The organism is Stappia indica, assembly GCF_001696535.1.
In the GTDB taxonomy this organism is placed as follows: Bacteria; Pseudomonadota; Alphaproteobacteria; order Rhizobiales; family Stappiaceae; genus Stappia; species Stappia indica.
The window spans coordinates 680,475-706,150 of the sequence record NZ_MBQE01000004.1 but is presented as its reverse complement, the minus strand read 5'-3'; the positions used below and the strand labels follow the sequence as shown (position 1 = coordinate 706,150).

The following is a 25,676-nucleotide window of genomic DNA, read 5'->3' as shown; positions in this document are numbered from 1 at the left end:
ATCGCCGAATTTCGAGAATCGCGTCTCAAGATCCCCTGAAAGCGATCGGCAACGAGAAGGTCCAGCTCTTGCGCCGTGCCTCCGGCGGGATCGGGGGAAAAGGCTGCGCGCGCTGCACCATGTTCAACGCCTCGCGGTCGATGGCTTCGTTGCCCGAGCTGCGCGCCAGACGGACGCCGGAGAGACCTCCGTTGCTGGAGACGACGAAGGCAACAACGGCCTCGCCGCGCTGGCGGCCGACGCTGCCGCGTCGCTTGGCACGTTCGACCTTGCGAACGACCTTGCCGATGTAGTTGGAGGCATCGGCGTTTCCGAACTCCTTCGAGTTGCCGATGTTCTGCGAACCACCCTTTTTGGCGGTCGCGTTGGAGTTGCCGCCCCGGCCGCTGGCCGACTTCTTGGTACGGACGCTGGCGGCCTTCTCCTTCTGCCGCTTGGCGGTGTCGGCCTTGCGGGCCGGCGCCTCGCGGCGAACCTCGGCGATCTTCAGGTCCTTCGGCCGGGCCTGCGGCATCGGCACGGCGGCGGTCGCCTCGAGCCGCTCGGTCGCGGGAACGGGCTGCGCCTCGACCGGCGAGACGCTGGCCTGGACGGGGGCGGCCTGCGGAACCTCGGTCGCCTGCTCGACGGCGGTCGGCACGGCGGTCGCGACTATCCCCGGTGCGAGGGCCGCCATCTCGGTGGGCAGCGCCTCGACGCTCTCCTCGGCCGGCACCGTCTCGGCGGTCTGCGACACGGGCTCGGCGGTCTCGGTCGCGACCGGGGTCGGCTCGGCCGGAGGCTCGACGGCCTCCACCACCTCTTCCGGCGGCACGGCCTCGCTGTGCGGCACGTCGGGCGCCGCGGCCTCCTCGCTCAAGGACTCTTCCAGCGCCGTCGCGTGCTCGACGGGCTTCTCGCCCTCCGGCGCGTCGATGGGCGTCACCACCTCCGACGTTTCGCTCGTCACCTCGGTGTGCTCGCCGTCGGCGCCGGCCTGCAGCGCGTCGACGAAGGCATCGCCGAGCTCGGCAGACAGCACGGTGCCGCCGCCCTCGATCTGGATGCCGGAACTCTCGTGCATGATGACGGCGACGGCAGAGGCGTGCACCGCCGTCGAGATCATGAGAGCCGCGGCGACATGATGCGGTCTCAGCTTCATCACTCCGCTCCCCTGGTTACGAGCGATACCTTGCCGGCGCCGGCCCGGTAGAGCTGGTCGGCGATCTCCAGCATGCGAGCGGCATCGAGATCGCGGTCGACCGCCAGCAGCACGGCCGGGCCGCCAGTGCCGGCGTCCTCACCGGGAACGGGCCCCGGCGCGGGCGCGGCTTCGCCGTCGACGGGCGCTTCGGCTCCAAGAGCCGCGAGATAGGCCGCGATTTCGACCGGCTGGCCGCGATGGGACAGGCGCCCTTCGCTGTCGGCGAATAACGCATCGGGCGGGGCCAGCGGCGGCGCCTCGGTCGTATCGACAAGCGTCACGTCCGGGTCGACCGGCGGGGCGAGCTGGCCGGCGATGAGGAAGAAGATCAGCATCAGGAAGACGATGTTGATCAAGGAGATGGTGCTCTCCGCCTGACGCTTGGGCGGCTTCTGGCGAACCTTGATCATTTCGGCCTCGCGACGATGACCTTGAGCTCGCCGCCGCCGCGCAGCAGCTCGAGCGCGCTGACCAGATCCTGGGCGCGGGCACCCTCGCGCGGGACGAGCAGCGCGGTCTTGGCGCCGGCCTCGACCAGCGAGGAGACGGCGGTGCCGGGTGCTTCAGGATCGACAAGCGTGCCGTTCACGGTGAGGCCGTTCGCATCGACGGTCGCGAAGATGTCCGGCCGGGTGACGGCCCCGCCCGTGCCGCCGCCGGGAGCCGCCAGGTCTACCTGCGCGAAGCGCGTGAAGGTCGACGACAGCATGAAGAACAGCAGCAGCAGGAAGATCACGTCGATCAGCGAGGTCAGCGACAGCCGGCGCCGGCGCGGAGCGGCGAAGTCAATGCGCATTGGCCACCTGTTCGTAGCCCCCTGCCTCGACCTCTTCGAACGTCGCACGGGCACCGCCGCGCGCCTGCTCCAGCAGCACGGCGGAGGCGAGCGTCTCGATGGCGACCTTCTCGTTCTCGATCTGGCCTTCCAGATAGGTGACGACGAGCGAGACCGGCATGGCGACGGCAAGGCCGACGGCGGTGGTCAGCAGCGCCACCCAGATGCCGCCGGCAAGCAGCGACGGATCGACGGCATTGCCGGCCGACTGCAGCTTCTGGAACGCCTCGATCATGCCGAGCACGGTGCCGAACAGGCCGAGCAGCGGCGCGATCTGGGCGATGGCGTCGAGCGCCTTCATGCCGGCATTGTAGCGGTGCAGGCGGCGGGTCGCGGCGCGGGCGATGTCTTCCTCCACCAGCGCCTTGTCGACGGTCTTGCCGCCCTCGCCCGACTGCATGGCGATGGCGACCGCCTCCTCCGAGGCGCTGCGGATGTCGCCGAGCGCCTGCCAGGCCTCGCGGCGGCGGCCATGGCCCCACAGGCGCACGGCCGCCTCGGCCCGGCCAGGACGACCGACCCGCTGCGTCCAGAACTGCGCGAGCTTGAGGATCACCACCGTCAGGGCGACCACGGACAGGCCGGCGAGCACGGCGACGACGGGGCCGCCGAGCTCCAGGAAGCCCGAGATCGAGGCGAGAATGTCGGCGAAAGACATGGGTGCGTTCCTAACAGCTCATGAAGTGCAGTTCGGGGAGTTCCGGGCGGGGGCGGATCGGGAATCAGCCTTCAGCGTCCGAGGGGTATTTCGGCCCTGCTGGCGAGCGTCAGCTGCGCCTGGCAATGGGCGGCAGCACCGCCCTCGCCGCACTGGGCCGGACCGTTGACGAGGATGCGGCCGAGCTTGCCGCAGGCAACGCCCGCCAGATCGAACTGGCGAACCGAGGTCTTTTCGGGCGGAAGCGCACCGAAGTCAAAGGTGGTCAGCCGGTCGACGAGACCGTCGCTGTCGAAGAGCACGAACTCGAATCGCGGTTGCGGTACCTCGCCGCCGGTCGCATTGCGCACGACGAAGGTCAGGCGGCATCCGCCGCCGCCATTGTCCGTGACCCGGTTCAGCTCGATGTGAAGGCCGGACGAGGCCGCCTCGGGCGAAGCCTCCTCCGCCGCCCGCGCCTGACCGGCCCACAGGGCCGCGGCGGTCAAAGCCGCCGCAGCCACGATCTCAAGTCTGCGTCCCATTCGTTTCTCCCTTGCGGCCTACCATCCAAGGGTCTTGGCCAGAGTCAACTTGAACGTGCGGCCCTTGCCGTCGTCGCCGGCAAGGTTGTTGCGATACTGCTTGTCGAAGAGGTTCTCGACGGCACCGCGGACCTCGAAACCGGCCATCATGCCCTCGTCCGGCTTCCAGTCGGCGAAGAGGTCATGCACCGAATAGCCGCCGAAGCCGCCCGCACGGGCAGTGGCGCCGGTGCCGATGGAGCCGGCGAACAGGCCGCGCCAACCGAAGGACAGGTCGTAGTCCGGCAGGCGGCCGCCGAGCGTCACGGCCAGCGTGTCGGCCGGGATCGTGTTCAGCGTCGCGCCGGTCGCCTTGTCCTCGCCGTGGATGTGGCTGAAGGCCAGGCTGCCGAAGAAGAACTCCGACTCGTAGGCCGCCTCCACCTCGACGCCCATGATCTCGGCGGCATTGATGTTGACGTAGTACGAGACCGGGGTCGCCTGGCCGCGGGCCGGGTTCGGCGCGATCATGTCCTTCAGGTCGTTGTAGAAACCGGTGGTCTTGACCTGCAGGCCGTCGCCGGAAGTGAACAGGTCGAACGCCTGCATGGTGAAGCCGATCTCGACCGCGTTCGAGCTTTCCTTGGTCAGGTTCGGGCTGACCGTCCGTCCGCCCGGATAGCTGCCGTCCGGCACGTTGGTCGAATAGAGCTCGTCCAGCGTCGGCACGCGCTCGGTATGAGCGAGCGAGCCGAAGAGCGAGAACGTGTCGTTCAGCTTGTACATGACCGCGAGCTTGGGCGAGAACGCCGTCTCGTGCCGCTGGCTGCCGCCGATGACGCTGCTGGAGGGATCCAGGTTGACGAAGTCTACGCGCACGCCCGGGATGAGGGTCAGCCGGTCGTTCCAGATGAACTCGTTCTGCGCGAAGAAGCCGGCCTTGGTGTCCGTGCCCTCGGGGTGGAACGAGACCTTGCCGAACACGGTGTCGCCGACACGCTCCTGGTAGCTGAGCTGCGTGCCGAAGGTGAAGTAGTTGCGGATGTTCTCGCCTTCGTAATCGAAGGTGTTCTCCAGCCGGCCCGACCAGGTGCGGTAGCCGTATTCGCTGTCGAAGAACAACGGCGAGGGAATCGGCGCCGAAGCGTTGCTCTGGTTCACCTTGGTGTCCGAGAAGGACAGGTTCAGCTTGAGATCGAGCCAGGGATTGTCGCTGGCCGGGTTCTCGTAGGCGAAGACCACGGTCTGGTCGAGGATCTCGCGGTCGATGGTGCCGAAGGGCAGCGTGCCGGTCTGCGAGTAGGCCGTGTCGTCCGCATCGCTCTGCCAGCGCTCGTAGGACAGGCGGACCGACTGCTCGTTGTTGTCGCCGAAACGGTGGACGATCTTGGCAAGGCCGGAGAAGGACTCGAAGTCCGAGCCGGGGATCGGCTGGCCGAGGCCGTTCTCGTACTCGCCGGAGCGGCGGAAGTTGCCGTTGAGCAGCATCGAGGTCTGCTCGGAGAAGGCATAGGCCGCGGTGACGGACGCCATGGCGCCGTCCTTGTTGGAATCGTACATCGTCTTGAGACGTACGGCGGCGGTCTGGCCCGGCTTGATGAAGTCTTCCGGATCCTTGGTCTGGAAGTTGATCACGCCGCCGATGGCGCCCGCCCCGTAGAGCGTCGAGGACGCCGGGCCGCGCAGCACTTCGACCTGCTTGTAGAGCTCGGGATCGGAGAAGAACGAGCCCATGCGGTACTGCTCGTAGAACTTCACCGCGCCGTCCACCGCGACGATGATCTTCGATTCGTCCGACGAGCCGAGATCGCCGATGCCGCGGATGTTGAAGGACTGGCCGCCGATACGGTCGCTGCCGACGATGGTGACGCCCGGCACCTGGCGGAACAGCTCGCCGATGGTCATCGCCTGCTCGGCGTCGATGTCCTCCTGGTCGAGGACGGTCACCGCCTGCGGCGTGTCGATCGCCACCTTCTCGGCGCCGGCACCGACGACGATGCGCTGCAGCGCGGTCACCCGTCCGGGATCGCCCTCCGCCGCGACGTCCTGCGCGAAGGCGCCGGAAACACCGCAAAGCGCGGAAAACGCGACACCGCTCATCAAGACAGCAGCCCTGCCCGCTGCCGTCATTTCAGTCCTCTTCGAGCCTGCCAGCCCCATTTGACAACTCCAATCGTGCTCGATCGCTCGCTGGCATGTGCTTGCTTGCTCGTCGAATGTTGATAAAACTTGAGAAACTTGCTCAGGTATTGATGTCGTTACAAAACATGAGTAATTGAGTCAAGTATGAGATCGGCACTCCGATCACAGGCAACCCGTTCGGCACCTTAGCCAGCACAGCCTTTCCACCGGAAAACCGCGGTGGCGCGCATGAGCCGCGCCGGACCCGGCAGCTACCCGGAGAGGTGCAAGCCCAGGTCGAACACGACCGGCCCGTATGGGCGCGAGACCGCCAGGGGCGGATCGCGGCTCGGCCGCTTGCAACAAGGTGACCCCATGACTCGCGAAACTACCGATTACGAACACGTCCGCCGCATGCGCGCCGAGAACCCGAAGATGCGCGAGCGCGACCTCGCCCGCATGCTGGAGCTGAGCGAGGCGGAATTCGTCTCAGCCTTCTGCGGGCTGGGCGTCAGCCGCATCGAGATCCGCTTCGACGAGATCTTCAAGGGTCTGGCCGGCGTCGGCGAAGTCATGGCGCTGACCCGCAACGAGAGCGCGGTGCACGAGAAGATCGGCGTCTACGACCGCTTCGTGCCCGGCAAGCGCGCGGCGATGATGCTGGGCGCGGACATCGACACGCGCATGTTCCCGACCGCCTGGGTGCACGGCTTTGCCGTCGCCAAGACCGGCGAGGACGGCGTGGAGCGGCACAGCCTGCAGTTCTTCGACGTGCACGGCGATGCGGTGCACAAGGTGCATACGCGTCCCGGCACCGACATGGCGGCCTGGAACGCGCTGGTGGAGAGCCTGCTGGCCGACGATCAGGAGCCGGGCCTGCTCACCGAGGTGACGCCGGCCGAGATCTCCGCGCGTCCGGCACTGGAGCGCGACAAGGAAGACGCGCTGCGCGAGCGCTGGCAGGCGCTGACCGACACCCACCAGTTCCACGGCATGCTGCGCGATCTCGACCTGCACCGGCTGAATGCGCTCAATCTTGCCGGCGACGACTACGCCTGGCCGCTGGCCGAGGGCGCGGTACCGGCGATGATGCAGGCGGCGGCCGACAGCGGCCAGCCGATCATGTGCTTCGTCGGCAATCGCGGCTGCATCCAGATCCATTCCGGACCCATCGCGAAAATCGCGCCGATGGGCCCCTGGATCAACGTGATGGATCCCGGCTTCCACCTGCACCTGCGCACCGACCACATCACCGAGGCCTGGGCCGTGCGCAAGCCGACCAGCGACGGCCACGTGACCTCCATCGAGGCCTATGACTCCGACGGCACGCTGATCATCCAGTTCTTCGGCGTGCGCAAGGAAGGCAAGGTCGAGCGCTCCGACTGGCGCGAGCTGGTCGAGGGGCTGGCGCGCCCCGCGACCGTCGCGGCCGAGTGACACAAGACAAGTCTGGACGGACCATGACCCTTCTTCTCCCGCGGCCGCTCGGCCGCACGCTGCGCCGCATCGCGCTGGCCGCAGCGCTCACCCTGCCTGCCTCCCCGGCCTTCGCCGAGGAGGCCGCCGACATCTCCGGCGCGCAGCGCATCGTTTCCATCGGCGGCTCGGTGACCGAGATCATGTATGCGCTCGGCGAGGAAGGCCGGCTGGTGGCGCGCGATTCCACCAGCGGCTTCCCGGACGCAGCCACCGCGCTGCCCGATGTCGGCTACATGCGCGCCCTCTCGCCAGAGGGCGTGTTGTCGGTGAAGCCCGACGCCATCCTGATGCTGGACGGCAGCGGCCCGCCGGAGGCGCTGGCCGTGCTGCGCGAGGCCGGCGTGCCCTATGTCGCCGTGCCCGAGACCTATGACCGCGCCGGCATCCTCGGCAAGATCGAGAAGGTGGGCGAGGCCATCGGCGCGAGCGACAAGGCGGCCAAGCTCTCCGAGCAGGTGGCTGCGGAACTGGACGCGGCGATCGACGAGGCGAAGGCGCGCGGGCGCGACGCGCGCGTGCTGTTCATCCTGTCGATGAACGGCGGGCGGATCCTCGCCTCCGGCACCGGAACCGCCGCCAACGGCATCATCGAGATGGCCGGCGCGACCAACGCCATGGGCGTGTTCGAGGGCTACAAGCAGATCAACGACGAGGCGCTGATCGCCGCAGCTCCCGACGTGATCCTGATGATCAGCCGCGGCGAAGGCCACACCGCCTCCGCCGACCAGGTGTTCGCCAATGCCTCGCTGGCGCAGACGCCGGCCGGGCAGAACAAGCGGCTGATCCAGATGGACGGCCTCTACCTGATCGGCTTCGGCCCGCGCACCGGCGCTGCCGTGCGCGACCTGTCGGCAGCGCTCGCCGATATGGGCCTTTGAGGGAGGCGCACCCGTGAGCCTGACCTCCTCGTCCCTGTCCGAACGGTTGCTGCCAGAGCGCGTGGTCGCCCGGGCGCGCCTTGGCGACCGCGAGCCGCTGGCGCGGCTGGTGATCGCCGGGCTCGCCGTGCTGCTCGTCGCGGTGATGCTGTTCTCGCTGACCACCGGCGCATTGCAGATCAGCCTGTCGGCCGTCGTCAACGGGCTGTTCGGCCAGGGCGAGGCGGCCAGCCCGTCGGAGCTGCGCGACCGGATCGTGCTGATGGATGTGCGGCTGCCGCGCGTCCTGCTCGGCGCGCTGATCGGCGCGGCGCTGGCGGTTTCGGGCGCGGTGATGCAAGGCCTGTTCCGCAATCCCCTCGCCGATCCCGGCATCGTCGGCGTGTCGGCGGGCGCAGGCCTGGGCGCTGCCTCGATGATCGTGCTCGGCACCACGGCGCTGTCGCCGGTGGTCGCCGTGCTCGGCATCTACGCGCTGCCGCTGGCGGCGTTCCTCGGCGGTCTCGTCACCACCTTCGCGCTCTACCGGATCGGCACGCGCGGCGGAATGACCTCCATCGCGACGATGCTGCTGGCGGGCATCGCGCTGGCGGCGCTGGCGGGCGCGGCGACAGGCCTCCTGGTCTTCATCGCCGACGACCAGCAGCTGCGCGATCTCAACTTCTGGGGGCTCGGCTCGCTGGCCGGCGCCAACTGGGAGAAGATCCTGGCGGCCGGGCCGATCATCGCGATCGTGCTGGTCGGCGTGCCGTTCCTGGCCAGCGGGCTCAACGCCCTGGTGCTGGGCGAGGCCGCGGCCGGGCATCTCGGCATTCGCGTGCAGCGGCTGAAGCGGATCGCCATCGTCGCCGTGGCGGCGGCGACCGGCGCCTCGGTCGCGGTCAGCGGCGGCATCGGCTTCGTCGGTATCGTCGTGCCGCATCTGCTGCGGCTGACCATCGGCCCGGATCACCGCTTCCTGCTGCCGGCCTGCGCGCTGCTGGGCGGCAGCCTGCTGATCCTCGCCGACACGGTGAGCCGCACCATCGTCGCCCCGGCGGAGCTGCCCATCGGCATTCTCACTGCGCTGGCCGGCGCGCCGTTCTTCCTGTGGATCCTGCTGCGGCGGAAAGGGCTGATCGCCACATGACCACGCCTGCGAAAGACACTCTCGAGATCGAGGCGCTGCACGTGTCGCTGGGCGGCACGCCCATCGTCCGCGACGTCTCCTTCGCCGCCAAGGCCGGCCAGGTGACGGTGATCGTCGGGCCGAACGGCTCGGGCAAGAGCACGACGCTGAAGGCGGTGACCGGCGAGCTGCCCCATAGCGGGCGGGTGCGGCTCAACGGCGTTGCGGTCGACGACCTGCCGCCGGAAGCGCTGGCGCCGCTTCGTGCGGTGCTGCCGCAGCATGCCAGCCTGACCTTTCCGCTGACGGTCGCCGAAGTGGTACGGCTCGGCATCCGCCGCGGCGCTCTCCCTGCCGGCTCGCCGCACCGGCGGATTTCCGAAGCGCTGGAGCGGGTCGATCTCGACGGCTTCGCCGCGCGCGAATACCACTCGCTGTCGGGCGGCGAGCAGCAGCGTGTGCAGCTCGCCCGGGTGCTGTGCCAGGTGTGGGAGCCGTGCCCGGACGGGGTGCCGCGCTGGCTGTTCCTCGACGAGCCGATCTCCAGCCTCGATATCCGCCACCAGATCCTGATCATGGATGTCGCGGCCGACTATGCGCGGGCCGGCGGCGGTGTCGTCGCGGTGCTTCACGACCTCAACCTGACGGCGCTTTACGCCGACCATATCCTGGTGATGAAGAGCGGCCGGCTGCTGTCGCAGGGAACGCCGAAAGAGGTCATCACCGACCGGCTGGTGTCCGAGGCGTTCGACCACCCGTTGCGGGTGTCGGCGGTGCCGGCGGGCGAGGTTCCCTTCATCCTGCCGCAGGCGGCGGGACCGGCCGCGGCGGTGCGCTGAAATCCTGCCCCCGTCAGGCCGCAGCCTGACCTTCCTGCCTGTCTTAGGCAGCAGCCAGACATTCTTGCCTGTCTTAGGCAGCAGCCAGACAGGTTGCGCAGGTGCCGCGCAGTTCCACCGTCGACTTGCGCACGACGAACCCGTCCTTGCCGGCAAGATCGCGCAGGTGATGGGCAAGATGCGCGTCGTTGAGTTCGCGGACCTGTCCGCAGGTCTCGCAGATGGCGAAGGCGGCGGTCTCGTGCCCCTCGCAGTCGGGATGGCGGCAGGCGACGAAGGCGTTGAGGCTTTCCAGCCGGTGCACGGCGCCCATTTCCACCAGCTTGTCGAGCGCACGATAGACCTGCGGCGGAGCGCGGAAACCCTCCTCGCGCAGCTGGTCGAGGATGGTGTAGGCGCTCAAGGGCGCGCCGGCGCGCTCGAGCGCCGACAGGACGAGCGTCTGGTTGCGGGTCAGGCCGGACAGGGTTTCTCCGCTCATCGACTGGTCCTCATCACTTGGCTTCCCCCGGGCGCGAGCCCTTTTCGTCCCGGCCGAACAGCTTCGGCAGCTTCTCGGCGAAGGGCGACAGGCTGGCGAGAAACAGCACCAGCGCCGCAACGACGATGGACGGCCCCGACGGCGTATCCCACTCCAGCGAGGCGAACAAGCCGCCGACCACCGCAATGGCCCCGACAAGGGCCGCGATGACGGCCATCTGCTCCGGCCCGCCGGACAGGCGGCGCGCGGTGGCCGCCGGAATGATCAGCATCGCCGTGATCAGCAGGACGCCGACGATCTTCATCGAGATGGCGATGACGGTCGCCAGCAGGATCATGAATATCAGGTTGGCCCGGTCGGGGCGCAAGCCCTCCGCCTCGGCCAGCTCGCGGCTGATGGTGGCGGCAAAGAGCGGCGTCCAGATCATCACCAGCACGGCCAGCACCGCCGCACCGCCGACATAGACGGCGAGAATGTCGAACTTCGACACGGCGAGAATGTCGCCGAAGAGGAAGCCCATCAGGTCGATGCGCACCCAGCTCATGAAGGCGAGCGCGACAAGGCCGAGCGCCAGCGAGGAATGGGCGAGCAGGCCGAGCAGCGCGTCCGAGGACAGCGAAGCCCGCCGCTGCAGGCCGAGCAGCGCCAGCGAGACCATCACCGAGACGGCGAAGACCGACAGCGTGATGTTGACCTGCATCAGGAAGGCCAGCGCCACGCCGAGGAGCGCGGCATGCGAAAGCGTGTCGCCGAAATAGGCGAGCCGCCGCCACACGACGAAGCAGCCGAGCGGCCCGGCGACGAGGGCGACGCCGACGCCGGCGATCAGGGCGCGCAGGAAAAAGTCGTCAAGCATGGCGCCCTCCGGCCGGGGATGCGGCAGCGCCCCCTGCCCCGTGATCATGGTCGTGATCATGATCGTGGTGGTGATGATCGTGGTCGTGGTCGTGGTGGTGGTGACCGTCGTCCGGATGGCAATGCGTGGTGATGCTGCCATCGGCATGCAGCACCCGCCCGTCCTCCAGATGGGTGTGGTCGTGATTGTGCTCGTAGACGGCGAGCGTCGCATCGGCGCGAGCGCCGAACAGCTGCTTGTAGGCCTCGCTGGAGGCGACCGCCGTCGGCGCGCCCTGGCAGCAGACATGGCCGTTGAGGCAGACGACATGGTCGGTCGCCGCCATCACCACATGCAGGTCGTGCGAGATCAGCAGGATGCCGCAGCCGATGTCGTCGCGGATGCGGCGGATGAGATCGTAAAGGGCGACCTCGCCGGAAAAGTCGACGCCCTGCACCGGCTCGTCGAGGACGAGAAGGTCCGGCTTGCGGGCCATGGCACGGGCCAGCAGCGCACGCTGGAATTCGCCGCCGGAGAGATTGCGCATCTCGGCGTGGCGCAGGTGCGGAATGCCGGTCGCCTCCAGCACGCGGTCGGTCTCGCGCGAGGAAATGCGGCCGGTGAGCGAGAGGAACCGCTCGACGGTGAGCGGCAGTGTCCAGTCGATGCTGAGCTTCTGCGGCACATAGCCGACGGCAAGGCCGGGGCAGCGCTCCGCCTTGCCCTCGCTCGGCGTGACGATGCCAAGCGCGGTCTTGGCCGTGGTGGATTTGCCCGAGCCGTTCGGCCCGATCAAGGTGACGATCTCGCTCCGGCGCACGGCAAGATCGACGCCGCGCACCAGCCAGCGCCCATCGCGGTACACGCCCGCGCCAGTGAGGCGGACGAGATCCTCGCCGGCGGGCCTCGTTGTGGTCGTCAACATGAAGCTGGATCCTGATTCACGCAGCCATCCTCCAACGCTCCCGCGCGGCGGGCAAGTCCCGCCCTTTTCGCAGTGCGGGAGATTTTTCGGCAGAGGTCCAACAGGGGGCTTGCCCGCCTGTATCTCACACGTTATAGCGTAACGCAACAATGTAATCTTATAACATGTCAGCCGACACGGAGACGATCATGACGCTTGCCCGCACACTGCTGCTGTCTGCCTCGCTGCTGGTTGCGACGAGTGCCGCAGGGCATGCCGCGCCAAAGGTGGTGGCCTCGATCAAGCCGGTCCATTCGCTCGTTGCCTCGGTGATGCAGGGCATCGGCGAACCGCAGCTGATCATCGAGGGCGCCGGATCGCCGCACACCTACAGCCTGCGCCCCTCCCAGGCGCGGGCGCTGCAGGAGGCCGACCTGATCTTCTGGATCGGCCACGAGCTGGAAGCCTTCCTGGAAAAGCCGGTCGAGACCATCGGCACCGGCGCGAAGTCCGTCGAGCTGATCGATGCGCACGGCCTCGTCAAGCTCCCCTTCCGCGAGGGCGGCGCGTTCGAGGCGCATGATCATGGGGACCATGGGGGCGAACATGGGGGCGAGCATGGCCATGCCGACCATGACGAGGACAAGCACGACGACCATGCCGGCCACGACCATGGCGAGAAGCACGGGCACGACGAAAAGCACGAGGCGGCCGAAGCACACGGCCATGATCACGGGCACGCGCACGGAGCCTTCGACGCGCATATCTGGCTCGACCCGGAAAACGCCAAGGCCATGGTGAACGAGATCGCCGAGGCGCTGTCGGAAGCCGACCCTGACCACACCGCCGCCTATGAGGCCAATGCGGCAAAGACCGTCGAGCGCATCGAGACGATGCGCGCCGATATCGACGCCCGCCTGACGCCGCTGCGCGGCAAGGGCTTCATCGTCTTCCACGACGGCTACCAGTATTTCGAGAAGCGTTTCGACGTGACCGCCTCGGGCTCGATCACCGTCAGCCCGGAAGTGATGCCGGGTGCGGAGCGGGTCGCAGAGATCAAGGCCCGCATCGGCGAGCTGGGCGCGACCTGCGTCTTCGCCGAGCCGCAGTTCGAACCGAAGCTGATCCAGGTGGTGACCGAGGGCACCGCTGCCCGCTCGGGCGTTCTCGATCCGCTGGGCGCAGAACTCGCCGACGGGCCGGACCTCTATTTCGGCCTGATCGACGGACTGGCCAGCTCGATGGAACAGTGCCTTGGCGGCAACGGCTGAGGCGGTCTCCCTTGAGGGGATGCGAGGCGGTGCCACTCTCTCGGGAGCCATTCCGGGCGAGACGCAGAACCGGGAACCATTGGCACCCTCGGCAGGCATGAGGCGGGAGACCGTTGGTGGAGTAGCTCCTGCGCTTCAGCCCCTCCTGCGTCTTCCCGGACGAGGCCGCAAGGCCGAAGATCCGGGATCGGGGAGGCACGGTGTCTGCGGTGGGGTTCGGGAGTGCTGTCGACAGGCTCCCGGCTCTCCGATCCCGGCTCGGCGCTGACGCGCCGTCCGGGATGACGAACCGAGAGGGCGGTGCGCGAGAGCGAGCGCCGTCCGGGATGACGAAAGGAGAGGTTTCGGTGTCCTCGCTGCCGCTCTGGGAACGAATGGGCCCCGGATCTCGCGATGCTCGTCCGGGGTGACGGCAGAGAGGATGCGAGGCCGCGCCTCTCTCAGGATGTCGTCCCAGGCCATGCTTCGCGTGCCCCGGGGGGAACGGCCGAGAGAATAAATAATCGTGGCGGTTCCGGCCGCCTTTCTTTCGGTCAAACAATGTTATGTGATAACATCATATCTCAGGAGCTTTCGCGATGGACAATCGCCTGCCCGTTACCGTGCTGTCCGGCTTTCTGGGCGCCGGCAAGACCACCCTGCTCAACCACATCCTCAACAATCGCGAGGGGCTGCGGGTCGCCGTCATCGTCAACGACATGAGCGAGGTGAACATCGACGCCAGCCTGGTGCGCGAGGGCGGCGGCAACGTCTCGCGAACCCAGGAGCGGCTGGTGGAGATGACCAATGGCTGCATCTGCTGCACCCTGCGCGAGGACCTGTTGCGCGAGGTGCAGGCGCTGGCGAAGGAAGGCCGCTTCGATCATCTGGTGATCGAATCCACCGGCATTTCCGAGCCGCTGCCGGTCGCCTCGACCTTCGAATTCCGCGACGAGGAGGGCGAGAGCCTGAGCGATGTGGCGCGGCTCGACTCGATGGTGACGGTGGTGGACGCGGCCAACCTGCTGAAGGACTACGGCTCCACCGACTTCCTGACCGAGCGGGGAGAATCGCTCGGCGAGGATGACGAGCGCACCCTCGTCGACCTGCTCGTCGACCAGATCGAGTTTGCCGACACGATCATCCTCAACAAGGTGAGCGATGCCCGCCCGCTGGATCTTGAGGCCGCCCGCCAGATCGTGCGCGCCCTCAACCCGGATGCGGTGATCATGGAGACCGACCGCTCGGCAATTGCCTTGCGCGACGTGCTGGGCACCGGGCGCTTCGACTTCGACAAGGCGCACGAGCATCCGCTGTGGTTCAAGGAGCTGAACGGCTTTGCCGACCATGTGCCGGAAACGGAGGAATACGGCATCCGCTCCTTCGTCTACCGGGCGCGCCGCCCCTTCGCCCCGCGCGCGCTGAGCCGCTTCGTCAACAAGAGCTGGCCGGGGGTCATCCGCGCCAAGGGCTTCTTCTGGCTGGCGACGCGGCCGCATTTCGTCGGCGAGATCAGCCAGGCCGGCGCCTTCGTCACCACCGAAAAGCGCGGGCTGTGGTGGTCGGCGGTACCGCGCCAGCACTGGCCCGAGTCGCCCGAATGGCGGCGGGCGATGGAGCCCTATCTGCATCCCGAATGGGGCGACCGGCGGCAGGAAATCGTCTTCATCGGCACGAGCGGCATGAATGAAGCGGCGATACGCACCGAACTCGACGCGGCGCTGGTCGCCGATACGGGCTTTCATCCCGAGCGCTGGACCGGGCTCGACGACCCCTTCCCCGCCTGGGGCAGCGCCGCGGCGTGAACCGGCGGAGATGGCGTTCGGCGATTGATCTTGATGCGGCTCCCGTCATCTGCCAGTTTGGCGGCGATGGTTGCCGACGGCCGAACCGCCAGAGGCATGAAAAGGGAACACGGTGAGGCGTACCCATCAGGGGCCGAGACCGTGGCTGCCCCCGCAACTGTAAGCGGCCGGGGCCGACGTCCTTCACGGGACGGACGGCCCAGGCCCAGCCGCACGATGCCACTGCCCGAAGCCGGGCGGGAAGGCGCGGCCGGGCCGGACCCGCGAGCCAGGAGACCTGCCATCTCCCGCAAACGACGACCGGACGGGGTGTTCCGGGAAGGTAGCCATGACACGCAACGAGTCCATCTTCCGCCCATCCAGGGCCTTCATCCGCAGCCTGCCGAGCCTTGCGGCCGAACGCGCGGGGCCGCGCCATGGCGCATGATCTCGTGCTCGGCAAACGCCGCGCGGACGCCGTTGCCGATACGCGCCGGCACCGCATCACCGTGTGCACCACCTGCCGCGACCCGGAAACGCGCGAACGTCCCGGTGCGGACCTGATCGAGACCCTGAATGCCGCGCTTGCCGAAAATGGCCTGGCGCATGTGAGCGTTGAGGGCGCGGCCTGCATGGCCGGCTGCTCGCGCCCCTGCACGGTCGCCTATCAGGCCGACGGCAAGGCGAGCTATCTCTTCGGCGACATCGAGCCGGCCCGCGACGTGGAAACGCTGGTCGCCTTCGCCCGGCAATACGGCGAGCTGGACGACGGCTGGTGCTCCTCGCTGCAGCGCCCCGACGGGCTGAAGGGCAAGACGCTGGCGCGCATGCCCGCCCTGCCCGCTTTCGACCCCGGATCGCCGGGTCGGGGGACCGGCGCATGAGCCATCACAGCGGAACCCCGGTGGTGCTGGAACTGCGCGAGGTCGGCTACCGGCCGCGCGGCACGGACGCGCTCCTCTCCGACCTGACGCTGCATGTGCATGACGGCGAGATCCTCGTCATTGCCGGGCCGAACGGCGCGGGCAAGTCGACGCTGATCCGGCTGATCGCCGGGCTGAGCGAGCCGACCGGTGGCGAAATGCTGCTCGGCGGCAGGCCGTATCGCGATGTGCCAATCACCGAGCGCGCCCGCGTCATCGCCTATGTCGGCCAGAGCGAGGAAAGCGACGACCGGCTGACCGTCTCGCAATACGTCTCGCTCGGCCAGCTGCCGCATCACCGCACCGGTGGGCGCGAGGCGAGCGCCAGGGCAACGCAGGAGGCGCTGACGCTGGCCGACCTGACGCGCTTTTCCGACCGGCGCATGAGCGAGATTTCCGGCGGCGAGCGCCAGCGGGCGAAGATCGCCCGCGCCATCTGCCAGCGTCCGCGCATTCTGGTGCTGGACGAGCCGACGAACCATCTCGATCCGCTGGCGCGCGGCGAGCTGCTCAGCCTCGTCTCCGGCCTCGGCATCACCGTGGTCGCGGCCCTACACGACCTGACCCTGATCGAGGCCTTCGCCAGCCATGTGGCGCTGATCCAGGGCGGCCGGCTGGTCGCGCACGGCCATCCGGTCGAGGTGCTGTCGAGCGAGCGGGTGCGCGCGGTCTTCAGCGTCGACATGCACCGGATGCAGCATCCGTTGGAGGCCCGCCAGATCAGCGTGCTGGACATCCCCATCGAGGGGCGGTTCGGCACCGGGATCGCCGGCGAGCTTTCGGGATCAGAGCTTTCAGGACCCGAGCGTCCCGCGCCCGGCGCGCCGCATCTGCGTGCGGTGGCGACGCGCGGCTGAGCCGCGCCCTCACCTTTTCCCAGCGTTTTCACGGTTTTTCATCCTCACGAGGAGTCTGTCCCCCATGAAGAAGTCCGGCCTCAAGCGCCTTTCCCTGTTCACCGCCGCGATGGCCCTTGCCGCACCGGCCCTCGCCTTTCCCGTCACCGTCGACAATTGCGGGACGCCGCTGACCTTCGAGGCTGCGCCCGAGCGCATCGTGGTGCAGGATATCAACATGAGCGAGATGGCCTTCGCGCTCGGCCTGCAGGACCGGATGGTCGGCGTCAGCGGCATCAGCGGCTGGTACAAGACCAGCGAGGAGTTCGAGCGCAAGCGCGGCAACATCCCCGAGATCGCGCCGAAATATCCGACGCTGGAAAATCTCGTCGCGGCCGATCCGGACCTGTTCTTCGCCGGCTGGTACTACGGCATGAAGCCGGGCGGCGACGTCACCCCGGACACGCTGGCGCCGCATGGCATCAAGACGCTGATCCTCACCGAGAGCTGCATCCATCTGGACAAGGCGCGACCCGCCGCCTCGCTCGACCTGCTCTATGGCGACATGCTGCGGCTGGGCACCATCTTCGGCAAGGAGGCCGAGGCGCAGGCGCTGGTCGACGGTTGGAAGGCACGGATGGCGGAACTGGCCGAGCGCATCGGCGACAACCGCGAGCTGAAGGTGTTCCTCTACGATTCCGGCGAGGACAAGCCCTTCACCGCAGGCCGCTTCGCCATGCCGACGGCGATGATCGAGGCGGCCGGCGGGCGCAACGTCACCGCCGACATGGAGACCAGCTGGGGCACCACCTCTTGGGAGGCGGTGGCGGCAGCCGATCCGCAGTTCATCATCCTGCTCGACTACCAGGACGGCGGCGGGGCGGACAAGCTGCGCGCCTTCCTGGAAGCCCATCCGGTGATGAGCCAGACCGACGCTGTGAAGAACGCCCGCTATCTGCCTCTGCGCTATGAGGAACTGACGCCGGGACCGGCGAATGTCGAGGGGATCGAGCGGCTCGCCCGGGCCATGCATCCGGAGGCGTTCTGAGCCATGCGGCTGGCGCTGGTCCTGGCGGTTAGCCTGCTGGCGGTGCTTGCGCTGCTGGTGGCCGCCGTTGCCATCGGCTCGACGCCGCTGCCCGTGCGCGCGGTGATCGACGCGCTCGCCGGCGGCGACGGGCCGACGGCGCGCATCGTCATGGACCTGCGCCTGCCGCGCGCGCTGCTGGCGCTGCTGGTCGGGGCCGGGCTCGGCACGGTCGGCTGCCTGTTGCAGACGACGACGCGCAACGACCTGGCCGATCCGTTCCTGTTCGGCCTGTCCTCGGGCGCGGCCGCCGGGGCCGTGCTGGTGATCACCGTCACCGGCGACCTGCTCGGCCTGTGGACGCTGCCGCTCGCCGCCTTTGCCGGCGGCATGGCGGCCTCGGTGATCGTGCTGGCGCTGATCGCCCGGCTCGGCGACCGGGGACCGGCGCGGCTGGTGCTGGCGGGGCTCGCGGTCTCGTTCCTGTTCATGGCGCTGACCAACTATCTGGTCTTTGCCGGCGACCAGCGGGCCGCACATTCCGTGCTGTTCTGGACGCTGGGAGGCCTTGGCCTCGCCCGCTGGGACCTGTTGCCGATCGCGGCCGTCGGCCTTGCCGCGATCCTTGCCTTCGCCTTCGTCCGCCACCGCAATTTCGACGCGCTGCTGGCCGGCGAGGACACCGCGCGCACGCTGGGCGTCGACGTGGTGGCGCTGCGCCGCACGACGTTTCTGGTGTGTGCCTTCGCGACCGCCGCCTTCGTGTCGATCAGCGGCGTGATCGGCTTTGTCGGGCTGATGGTGCCGCATATCGCGCGCGCACTTGCCGGGCCGATGCACGGGCGCTTCGTGCCGGTGGCCGCGCTCACCGGCGCCGGGCTGCTCCTGATCAGCGACATTGCCGCACGCACCCTGCTGGCGCCGCAGGAACTGCCCATCGGCATCGTCACCACATCGCTGGGCGCGGTCTTCGTGCTCGCCCTGCTGACCCGGGAGCCGCGAGGCTGATCAACCCGGCACGCAGGAGGTCACCTTCTTCAGGCAGCGCAGCGAGAAGCTGGACTTGGAATGGCGCAGGCCCGGGATCGGGAACAGCCGCTCGCGCAGGAACTCTTCAACGCCCTTGGTGCCGCTCGCCGCGACCTTGACGAAATAATCGCAGTCGCCGGCCATCAGGTAGACCTCCAGCACCTCCGGGATCTCCGCCATCGCCTTGCCGAAGCCCTCCAGCGCTTCCGGGTCGTGCCGGTCGAGCGAAACCTCGATCAGCACCGTCTCGCCGACGCCGAGCGCCTCGTGATCGAGCACCGCCGTATAGCCGGAGATCACCCCCTCTTCCTCCAGCCGACGCACCCGCTGCCAGCACGGGCTCGGCGACAGGCCGACCTCGCGCGCCAGTTCGGTGTTGGACAAACGCCCGTTTGCAACCAGCGCCTTGAGGATGCGACGGTCGATGTCATCAAGCTGTCGCGGCACAACACGTTCCTCCTTCATATCGCGTCATTGCAGAAGGATATTTCACACCTCGGCAAAATCGAAGCAAATTCAGCATGAAATTTCACGCATAGCGGGCAATAGTATTGGGAACACCCGAGACCTGACCGCCCGACACCCCCGGTGCACGGGCCCGCATCTCATGCCATCGTCAGGGACCGGGCATATTTCAGGCGAGGAGGCGCCGTACATGGATTTTGCGCTGTCCGAGGAACAGACCCTCATTTTCGACATGGCCCGCGACTTCGGCCGGGAGGCCATCGCGCCCAATGCCTATGCCTGGGAAAAGGCCGGCACCATTCCCCGCGACGTGCTGCGCCAGGCGGGCGAACTCGGCTTCGGCGCGCTCTACGTGCCGGAAGAGTACGGCGGCACCAGCCTGACCCGGCTGGACGCGACGCTGGTCTTCGAGGCGCTGTCCGAGGCCTGCCCCTCCGTTGCGGCCTTCATCTCGATCCACAACATGTGCGCCGGCATGATCGCCAATTACGGCAGCGAGGAACTGCGCGAGCGCTTCCTCGCCCCGCTCGCGAGCATGGAAAGCATCGCCTCCTACTGCCTGACCGAGCCGGGCTCCGGCTCGGATGCGGCGGCCCTGCGCACCCGCGCGGCCCGCAGCAACGAAGGCTATGTGCTGAACGGCAGCAAGGCGTTCATCTCCGGCGGCGGCTATTCCGACGTCTATGTGGTGATGTGCCGGACCGGCGAGGACGGCCCCAAGGGCATCTCGACGCTGGTGGTCGAGGACGGCAGCGAGGGCCTTTCCTTCGGCGCGGCGGAGCACAAGATGGGCTGGAAGGCGCAGCCGACCGCACAGGTGCAGTTCGACGACTGCACGGTGCCGGCGGAAAACCTGCTCGGCGAGGAAGGCAAGGGCTTTGCCTATGCCATGAAGGGCCTCGACGGCGGGCGGCTGAACATCGCCGCCTGCGCACTCGGCGGCGCGCAAGGCGCGCTCACCGCGGCGACCCGCTACATGGGCGAGCGCAAGGCCTTCGGCAAGACGATCGACCAGTTCCAGGGGCTGCAGTTCCGCCTCGCCGACATGGAGATCGAGCTGCAAGCATCGCGCGCGTTCCTGCGCCAGGCCGCATGGAAGCTGGACCAGGGCGCAAGCGACGCGACCAAGCATTGCGCCATGGCCAAGCGCTTCGTCACCGATACCGCGTTCCGCGTCGCCAACGACGCGCTGCAGATGCTGGGCGGCTACGGCTATCTCGAGGATTACGGGATCGAGAAGATTGTCCGCGACCTGCGCGTGCACCAGATCCTGGAAGGCACCAACGAGATCATGCGTGTGATCGTCGCTCGTGCCATGCTGGCCGAGCGCGACCGTTCCTGATTGCCCCGCCGCGGTGCGCGGACGGCGCGCCGAACGGAATTGCACACTGTCGATGAAGGAGTTTTCATGACCGCTCCACGACCGCTTTCCCTTCACGTACCGGAGCCCGGCTGCCGGCCGGGCGACACGCCGGACTTCTCCGATTTCGAGATCCCGCGCGCCGGCGCGGTGCGCCGGCCGGCCATCGACGAGGCGCCGGAAGACATGCGCGACATGGCCTTTTCGGTCGTGCGCGTGCTGAACAAGGCCGGCGAGGCAGTCGGTCCCTGGGCCGGGCTGCTGGACGCCGAGGCGCTGCGCACGGGCCTGCGCCACATGCTGACCCTGCGCCAGTTCGACGAGCGCATGCTGAAGGCGCAGCGCCAGGGCAAGACCAGCTTCTACATGCAGCATCTGGGCGAGGAAGCCGTGTCCTGCGCCTTCCACATGGCGCTGCAGGACGGCGACATGCACTTCCCCACCTACCGGCAGGCCGGTCTGCTCATCGCAAGCGGTTATCCCATGACCGACATGATGAACCAGATCTACTCCAACGCCGCCGACCCGCTGAAAGGCCGCCAGCTGCCGGTGATGTACTCGGCGCGCGACCACGGCTTCTTCACGATCTCGGGCAATCTCGGCACCCAGTTCATCCAGGCGGTAGGCTGGGCGATGGCCTCGGCGATCTCCAACGACACCAAGATCGCCGCCGGCTGGATCGGCGACGGCTCGACGTCGGAGAGCGACTTCCACGCCGCGATGGTCTTCGCCTCCAGCTACAAGGCGCCGGTGATCCTCAACATCGTCAACAACCAGTGGGCGATCTCGACGTTCCAGGGCGTGGCGCGGGGCGGTGCCGTCACCTTCGCTGCACGCGGCCACGGCTTCGGCATCCCCTCAATCCGCGTCGACGGCAACGACTATCTCGCCGTCCACGCGGTGGCGAGCTGGGCGGCGGAGCGGGCCCGCTCGGGCCTCGGTCCGACCCTGATCGAACACGTCACCTACCGCGCCGGCGGGCACTCGACCTCGGACGACCCGTCCGCCTACCGCTCGAAGGAGGAGTTCAGCGCCTGGCCGCTCGGCGAACCCATCGACCGGCTGAAGCGGCACCTCATCACCATCGGCGAATGGTCGGAGGAGCGCCACACCCAGGCGCTGGCCGAGATCACCGACGAGGTGCGCGCCTGCCAGAAGAAGGCGGAGGCCAACGGCACCCTGATTTCCGGGCCGAAGCCCTCGCCGCGTTCGATGTTCGACGATGTCTACGCTGAGATGCCGCCGCATCTCCAGCGCCAGCGCCAGGAAGCGGGGTTCTGACATGGCACGCATGACCATGATCGAGGCGATCCGCAACGCCCATGACCTTGCGATGGACCGGGAAAAGCAGGTCGTCGTGTTCGGCGAGGATGTCGGCTATTTCGGCGGCGTGTTCCGCTGCACCGCCGGCCTGCAGAAGAAATACGGCAGCAACCGCTGCTTCGACGCGCCGATCAGCGAGAACGGCATCGTCGGTGCCGCCGTCGGCATGTGCGCCTACGGCCTGAAGCCGGTCGTCGAGATCCAGTTCGCCGACTACATGTACCCGGCCTACGACCAGATCGTCAGCGAGGCGGCACGCATGCGCCACCGCTCCGCCGGCCAGTTCACCTGCCCGATGGTGATCCGCATGCCGACCGGCGGCGGCATCTTCGGCGGCCAGACCCACAGCCAGAGTCCGGAAGCGCTGTTCACGCATGTCGCCGGCCTGAAGGTGGTGGTGCCATCCAACCCGCGCGACGCCAAGGGCCTGCTGCTCGCCTCCATCGAGGACCCGGATCCGGTGATCTTCCTGGAGCCCAAGCGGCTCTACAACGGTCCCTTCGACGGCCATCACGACCGGCCGGTCGTCTCGTGGAAGAACCACGAGCTCGGCGATGTCAGCGAGGACTACTTCACCGTGCCGCTGGGCAAGGCGAAGATCCGCCGCGAGGGCTCGGCGCTGACCGTGCTGGCCTACGGCACCATGGTCTATGTCGCCCAGGCGGCGGCCGAGGAAGCGGGCGTCGACGCGGAAATCATCGACCTGCGCACGCTGCTGCCGCTGGACCTGGAGACCATCGAGGCCTCGGTGCGCAAGACCGGGCGCTGCGTCGTCATCCACGAGGCGACCAAGACCTCCGGCTTCGGCGCCGAGCTTTGCGCCGCCGTGCAGGAGAGCTGCTTCTATCATCTGGAAGCGCCGATCGTCCGCGTGACGGGCTGGGACACGCCCTACCCGCATGCGCAGGAGTGGACCTATTTCCCGGGTCCGGAGCGGATCAAGCGCGCCTTCGCGCAGGTTCTGGAGGGCTGAGACCATGGGTATCTTCACCATCACCCTTCCCGATATCGGCGAAGGCATCGCCGAGGCCGAGCTTACCGAGTGGAACGTCGCCATCGGCGACGAGGTCCAGGACGAGGATGTGCTCGGCACCGTGATGACCGACAAGGCCGCGGTCGAGATCCCCTCGACCGTTGCCGGCAAGGTCGTCTGGCTGTGCGGCGAACCGGGCGACGTGATCGCCATCGGCGCGAAGTTCATCCAGATCGAGGTCGAGGGCGAAGGCAACGACGCCGCCGCAGCCGACGCCCCCGCCCCCAAGGCAGACGCAAAGGACAAGACCGACGACACGGCAGAGGCCGCAGGCGAAAAGCCGGCCGCGCCCGCCCCCGAAAAATCGGCAGAAAAGTCTCCGCCGAAGGCCGAAGCCAAGTCTCAGCCCGCTTCCCAGTCCCAGGCGGCGCGGCCCGCGGCCGCGCATCGTCCGCTGGCGGCCGGCGAGAAGCCGCTCGCCTCTCCGGCCGTGCGCCGGCGCGCCCAGGAGGCCGGCATCGACCTGCGCCGGGTCGGCGGATCGGGCCCGGCGGGCCGCATACTGCACGAGGACCTCGACGCCTATATCGAGCATGGGCCGCCGACCGCGCGCCAGAGCGGGCGCATGCCCGCGCTCGGCACCCGCGACGTCAAGGTGGTCGGCATGCGCCGGCGCATCGCCGAGAAGATGGCGCTGTCGAAGTCGCGCATCCCGCACATCACCATCGTCGAGGAAGTCGACGTCACCGCGGTGGAGGAGCTGCGCGGCCAGCTGAACGCGGCGCATGCGGCGAACCGCGGCAAGCTGACCCTGCTGCCCTTCGTCATGCGCGCCATCGTCATGGCGGTGCGCGAGCAGCCCGAGATGAACGCGCTCTACGACGACGAGGGCGGCGTGGTGCGCCAGTACGACGCCGTGCATATCGGCATCGCCACGCAGACCCCCGCAGGGCTGACCGTGCCGGTCGCCCGCCACACGGAAGCGCGCTCGGTCTGGGACTGCGCGGCCGAGGTGGTGCGCCTCGCCGAAGCTGCCCGCGAGGGCAAGGCGAGCCGGGAGGAGCTGTCCGGCTCGACCATCACCATCACCTCGCTCGGGCCGCTCGGCGCCATCGCGACGACGCCGATCATCAACCACCCGGAGGTGGCGATCGTCGGCATCAACAAGATGGCTGTGCGTCCCTTGTGGGACGGCAAGGAGTTCCAGCCGCGCAAGGTGATGAACATCTCCTGCTCCTTCGATCACCGCGTGATCGACGGCTGGGATGCTGCCGTCTTCGTCCAGAAGCTGAAATCGCTGCTGGAAACCCCTGCCCTGATGTTCGTCGAGGACTGAGCCCATGAGCGACATGACCTGCAAGCTGCTGATCATCGGCGCCGGTCCCGGCGGCTATGTCTGCGGCATCCGCGCCGGCCAGCTCGGCATCGACACGATCATCGTCGACGAGCAGAAGCCCGGCGGCACCTGCCTCAATGTCGGCTGCATCCCCTCCAAGGCGCTGATCCACGCGGCCGAGGAGTTCCACAAGCTGTCGCATTTCAACGGCAGCTCGCCGCTCGGCATCACCGCCGCCTCACCGCAGATCGACCTCTCGGCCACCGTCGACTGGAAGAACGGCATCGTCACCCGGCTGAATGCCGGCGTTGCGGGCCTTCTTAAGAAATCCGGCGTGCGGCTGATCGCCGGCAAGGCGACCTTCCAGGACGGCAAGACCGTCAAGGTGACGACCGGCGACACCTCGGTGCAGATCCGCGCCGAACAGGTGGTGATCGCCACCGGCTCGGCGCCGGTGGAGCTGCCCTTCCTGCCCTTCGGCGACACGGTGATCAGCTCCAGCGAGGCGCTGTCGCTGCGCTCCGTTCCGGAGAGGCTCTGCGTCGTCGGCGGCGGCTATATCGGACTGGAGATCGGCACGGCCTTCGCCAAGCTCGGCGCAAAGGTCACCGTGGTCGAGGCGGCCGAGCGGATCCTGCCGCAATACGACAGCGCCCTCACCCGTCCCGTCCTGAAGTCGCTGCAGGCGCTCGGCATCGAGGTGATGCTGTCGACCAAGGCGAAGGGGCTCGGCGACAAGGGCCTCAAGGTGGAGACCGCCGAGGGCAGCGAGCGCGAGATCGCCGCCGACAAGGTGCTGGTCACCGTCGGCCGCCGTCCGCGCTCCGACAGCGCCAATATCGCCAGCCTGGGTCTGGCCACCGACGGGCCATTCCTGCGCATCGACGACCGCTGCCGGACCTCGATGCAGGGCGTCTTCGCCATCGGCGACGTGACCGGCGAGCCGATGCTCGCCCACCGCGCCATGGCGCAGGGCGAGATGGTCGCCGAGATCATCGCCGGCCACAAGCGCAGCTGGGACAAGCGCTGCATCCCGGCGGTGTGCTTCACCGATCCGGAGATCGTCACCTGCGGCCTGTCGCCGGACGAGGCGAAGGCGCAGGGCGGCGCGGTGACGACGGGGCAGTTCCCCTTCGCCGCCAATGGCCGCGCCATGACGATGGAGGCCGAGGACGGCTTCGTGCGTGTCGTCGCGCGCAAGGAGGACGGGCTGATCCTCGGGCTGCAGGCGGTCGGCCGCGGCGTTTCGGAGCTGTCGGCGGCGTTCTCCATCGCCATCGAGATGGGCGCGCGGATCGACGACATCGGTGCGGTGATCCACGCCCACCCGACCCAGAGCGAGGGCTTGCAGGAAGCGTGCCTTGCCGCGCTCGGCCACGCGCTGCACATCTGACGAGACGGCGAGGCAGCCCGGACGGGCGCGCCCTCGCCGGTCTCTTTGATGCGGAAACGGAAATGGCCCGCGCCCCTCCCGGGACGCGGGCCTTTCTTGCGGCGGGACGGGCGGAGCGGCAAGGAAACTGCGGCGCGGTTCCGTGACGCCCCT

Annotated in this window: 25 protein-coding genes and 1 riboswitch; of the genes, 15 read left to right on the top strand and 10 right to left on the bottom strand. The window is 68.3% G+C overall.

Annotation, left to right across the window (positions count from 1 at the left end; genetic code table 11):
• Nucleotides 1–25: 25 nt before the first annotated feature.
• The 6 genes from BBX35_RS17420 to BBX35_RS17395 form a co-directional block, all read right to left on the bottom strand.
• Nucleotides 26–1,141 (bottom strand): energy transducer TonB family protein, encoded by a 1,116-nt coding sequence (locus BBX35_RS17420; RefSeq protein WP_067222586.1) that lies wholly within the window; start codon nt 1,139–1,141, stop codon nt 26–28.
• Nucleotides 1,141–1,593 (bottom strand): ExbD/TolR family protein, encoded by a 453-nt coding sequence (locus BBX35_RS17415; RefSeq protein ID WP_067222583.1) that lies wholly within the window; start codon nt 1,591–1,593, stop codon nt 1,141–1,143. The genes BBX35_RS17420 and BBX35_RS17415 overlap by 1 nt, the downstream gene beginning before the upstream one ends.
• Entirely contained in the window at nt 1,590–1,979 is a 390-nt protein-coding gene (locus BBX35_RS17410; protein WP_067222582.1) for a biopolymer transporter ExbD, read from the bottom strand. Before BBX35_RS17410 ends, BBX35_RS17415 begins: the two co-directional genes overlap by 4 nt.
• Nucleotides 1,969–2,676, bottom strand: a complete 708-nt coding sequence (locus BBX35_RS17405; protein ID WP_067222579.1) for a MotA/TolQ/ExbB proton channel family protein — start codon at nt 2,674–2,676, stop codon at nt 1,969–1,971. Before BBX35_RS17405 ends, BBX35_RS17410 begins: the two co-directional genes overlap by 11 nt.
• 71 nt (nt 2,677–2,747) lie before the next feature.
• Nucleotides 2,748–3,200 (bottom strand): hypothetical protein, encoded by a 453-nt coding sequence (locus BBX35_RS17400; protein ID WP_067222577.1) that lies wholly within the window; start codon nt 3,198–3,200, stop codon nt 2,748–2,750.
• 18 nt (nt 3,201–3,218) lie between these two features.
• Entirely contained in the window at nt 3,219–5,279 is a 2,061-nt protein-coding gene (locus BBX35_RS17395) for a TonB-dependent receptor domain-containing protein (protein ID WP_208979864.1), read from the bottom strand.
• Between the two features lie 396 nt (nt 5,280–5,675).
• Between BBX35_RS17395 and BBX35_RS17390 the strand changes: the two genes are divergently transcribed.
• Genes BBX35_RS17390 through BBX35_RS17375 form a run of 4 tightly spaced genes read left to right on the top strand, consistent with a single transcriptional unit; the run spans nt 5,676 to nt 9,604 of the window.
• Complete coding sequence (locus BBX35_RS17390) at nt 5,676–6,737, top strand: hemin-degrading factor (RefSeq protein WP_067222573.1); 1,062 nt, start codon at nt 5,676–5,678, stop codon at nt 6,735–6,737.
• A 23-nt stretch (nt 6,738–6,760) separates the two neighbouring features.
• Nucleotides 6,761–7,657, top strand: a complete 897-nt coding sequence (locus tag BBX35_RS17385) for a heme/hemin ABC transporter substrate-binding protein (RefSeq protein ID WP_067222570.1) — start codon at nt 6,761–6,763, stop codon at nt 7,655–7,657.
• Between the two features lie 19 nt (nt 7,658–7,676).
• Nucleotides 7,677–8,786, top strand: a complete 1,110-nt coding sequence (locus BBX35_RS17380) for a FecCD family ABC transporter permease (RefSeq protein ID WP_244271656.1) — start codon at nt 7,677–7,679, stop codon at nt 8,784–8,786.
• Nucleotides 8,783–9,604 carry a heme ABC transporter ATP-binding protein gene (locus tag BBX35_RS17375; protein WP_067222568.1) on the top strand — a complete coding sequence of 274 codons (822 nt, stop codon included), beginning with the start codon at nt 8,783–8,785 and terminating at the stop codon, nt 9,602–9,604. The genes BBX35_RS17380 and BBX35_RS17375 overlap by 4 nt, the downstream gene beginning before the upstream one ends.
• 73 nt (nt 9,605–9,677) lie before the next feature.
• Here the strand turns inward: BBX35_RS17375 and BBX35_RS17370 are convergent, their stop codons facing one another.
• Genes BBX35_RS17370 through BBX35_RS17360 form a run of 3 tightly spaced genes read right to left on the bottom strand, consistent with a single transcriptional unit; the run spans nt 9,678 to nt 11,845 of the window.
• On the bottom strand, nt 9,678–10,085 hold the full coding sequence (locus BBX35_RS17370; protein ID WP_067222566.1) for a Fur family transcriptional regulator: 408 nt from the start codon (nt 10,083–10,085) through the stop codon (nt 9,678–9,680).
• 13 nt (nt 10,086–10,098) lie between these two features.
• On the bottom strand, nt 10,099–10,941 hold the full coding sequence (locus BBX35_RS17365; RefSeq protein WP_067222783.1) for a metal ABC transporter permease: 843 nt from the start codon (nt 10,939–10,941) through the stop codon (nt 10,099–10,101).
• A complete protein-coding gene (locus BBX35_RS17360) occupies nt 10,934–11,845 on the bottom strand; it encodes an ATP-binding cassette domain-containing protein (RefSeq protein WP_067222563.1) in 912 nt (303 codons plus the stop codon). Before BBX35_RS17360 ends, BBX35_RS17365 begins: the two co-directional genes overlap by 8 nt.
• 188 nt (nt 11,846–12,033) lie before the next feature.
• Here BBX35_RS17360 and BBX35_RS17355 point away from each other — a divergent pair, with 188 nt between their 5' ends.
• The 6 genes from BBX35_RS17355 (at nt 12,034) to BBX35_RS17330 (ending at nt 18,652) form a co-directional block, all read left to right on the top strand.
• Nucleotides 12,034–13,095, top strand: a complete 1,062-nt coding sequence (locus tag BBX35_RS17355; protein WP_067222561.1) for a zinc ABC transporter substrate-binding protein — start codon at nt 12,034–12,036, stop codon at nt 13,093–13,095.
• Nucleotides 13,096–13,673: 578 nt separating this feature from the next.
• Nucleotides 13,674–14,879: a GTP-binding protein gene (locus tag BBX35_RS17350; RefSeq protein ID WP_067222558.1), complete on the top strand. Its 1,206-nt coding sequence runs from the start codon at nt 13,674–13,676 to the stop codon at nt 14,877–14,879.
• A gap of 50 nt (nt 14,880–14,929) precedes the next feature.
• Nucleotides 14,930–15,178, top strand: a riboswitch (cobalamin riboswitch).
• A gap of 117 nt (nt 15,179–15,295) precedes the next feature.
• Complete coding sequence (locus BBX35_RS17345) at nt 15,296–15,742, top strand: DUF1636 family protein (RefSeq protein ID WP_067222555.1); 447 nt, start codon at nt 15,296–15,298, stop codon at nt 15,740–15,742.
• The gene (locus BBX35_RS17340) at nt 15,739–16,638 is read left to right on the top strand and encodes an ABC transporter ATP-binding protein (RefSeq protein WP_067222553.1); all 900 of its coding nucleotides are present in this window, start codon (nt 15,739–15,741) and stop codon (nt 16,636–16,638) included. The genes BBX35_RS17345 and BBX35_RS17340 overlap by 4 nt, the downstream gene beginning before the upstream one ends.
• Nucleotides 16,639–16,702: 64 nt before the next feature.
• Nucleotides 16,703–17,665: an ABC transporter substrate-binding protein gene (locus BBX35_RS17335; protein ID WP_067222551.1), complete on the top strand. Its 963-nt coding sequence runs from the start codon at nt 16,703–16,705 to the stop codon at nt 17,663–17,665.
• Nucleotides 17,666–17,668: 3 nt separating this feature from the next.
• Entirely contained in the window at nt 17,669–18,652 is a 984-nt protein-coding gene (locus BBX35_RS17330) for a FecCD family ABC transporter permease (protein WP_067222548.1), read from the top strand.
• Here BBX35_RS17330 and BBX35_RS17325 read toward each other — a convergent pair whose 3' ends face one another.
• Nucleotides 18,653–19,120 carry an Lrp/AsnC family transcriptional regulator gene (locus BBX35_RS17325; protein WP_067222781.1) on the bottom strand — a complete coding sequence of 156 codons (468 nt, stop codon included), beginning with the start codon at nt 19,118–19,120 and terminating at the stop codon, nt 18,653–18,655.
• 208 nt (nt 19,121–19,328) lie between these two features.
• Between BBX35_RS17325 and BBX35_RS17320 the strand changes: the two genes are divergently transcribed.
• From BBX35_RS17320 to lpdA, 5 genes are all read left to right on the top strand, one after another.
• Complete coding sequence (locus BBX35_RS17320) at nt 19,329–20,480, top strand: acyl-CoA dehydrogenase family protein (RefSeq protein ID WP_067222545.1); 1,152 nt, start codon at nt 19,329–19,331, stop codon at nt 20,478–20,480.
• Between the two features lie 66 nt (nt 20,481–20,546).
• Nucleotides 20,547–21,779: a 3-methyl-2-oxobutanoate dehydrogenase (2-methylpropanoyl-transferring) subunit alpha gene (locus BBX35_RS17315; protein WP_067222544.1), complete on the top strand. Its 1,233-nt coding sequence runs from the start codon at nt 20,547–20,549 to the stop codon at nt 21,777–21,779.
• Between the two features lies 1 nt (nt 21,780).
• Entirely contained in the window at nt 21,781–22,794 is a 1,014-nt protein-coding gene (locus BBX35_RS17310; protein WP_067222541.1) for an alpha-ketoacid dehydrogenase subunit beta, read from the top strand.
• Between the two features lie 4 nt (nt 22,795–22,798).
• Complete coding sequence (locus tag BBX35_RS17305) at nt 22,799–24,130, top strand: dihydrolipoamide acetyltransferase family protein (RefSeq protein ID WP_067222540.1); 1,332 nt, start codon at nt 22,799–22,801, stop codon at nt 24,128–24,130.
• A 4-nt stretch (nt 24,131–24,134) separates the two neighbouring features.
• Nucleotides 24,135–25,523, top strand: coding sequence for a dihydrolipoyl dehydrogenase (lpdA, locus tag BBX35_RS17300; RefSeq protein ID WP_067222537.1), 1,389 nt, complete (start codon nt 24,135–24,137; stop codon nt 25,521–25,523).
• The last annotated feature ends 153 nt before the right edge of the window (nt 25,524–25,676 follow it).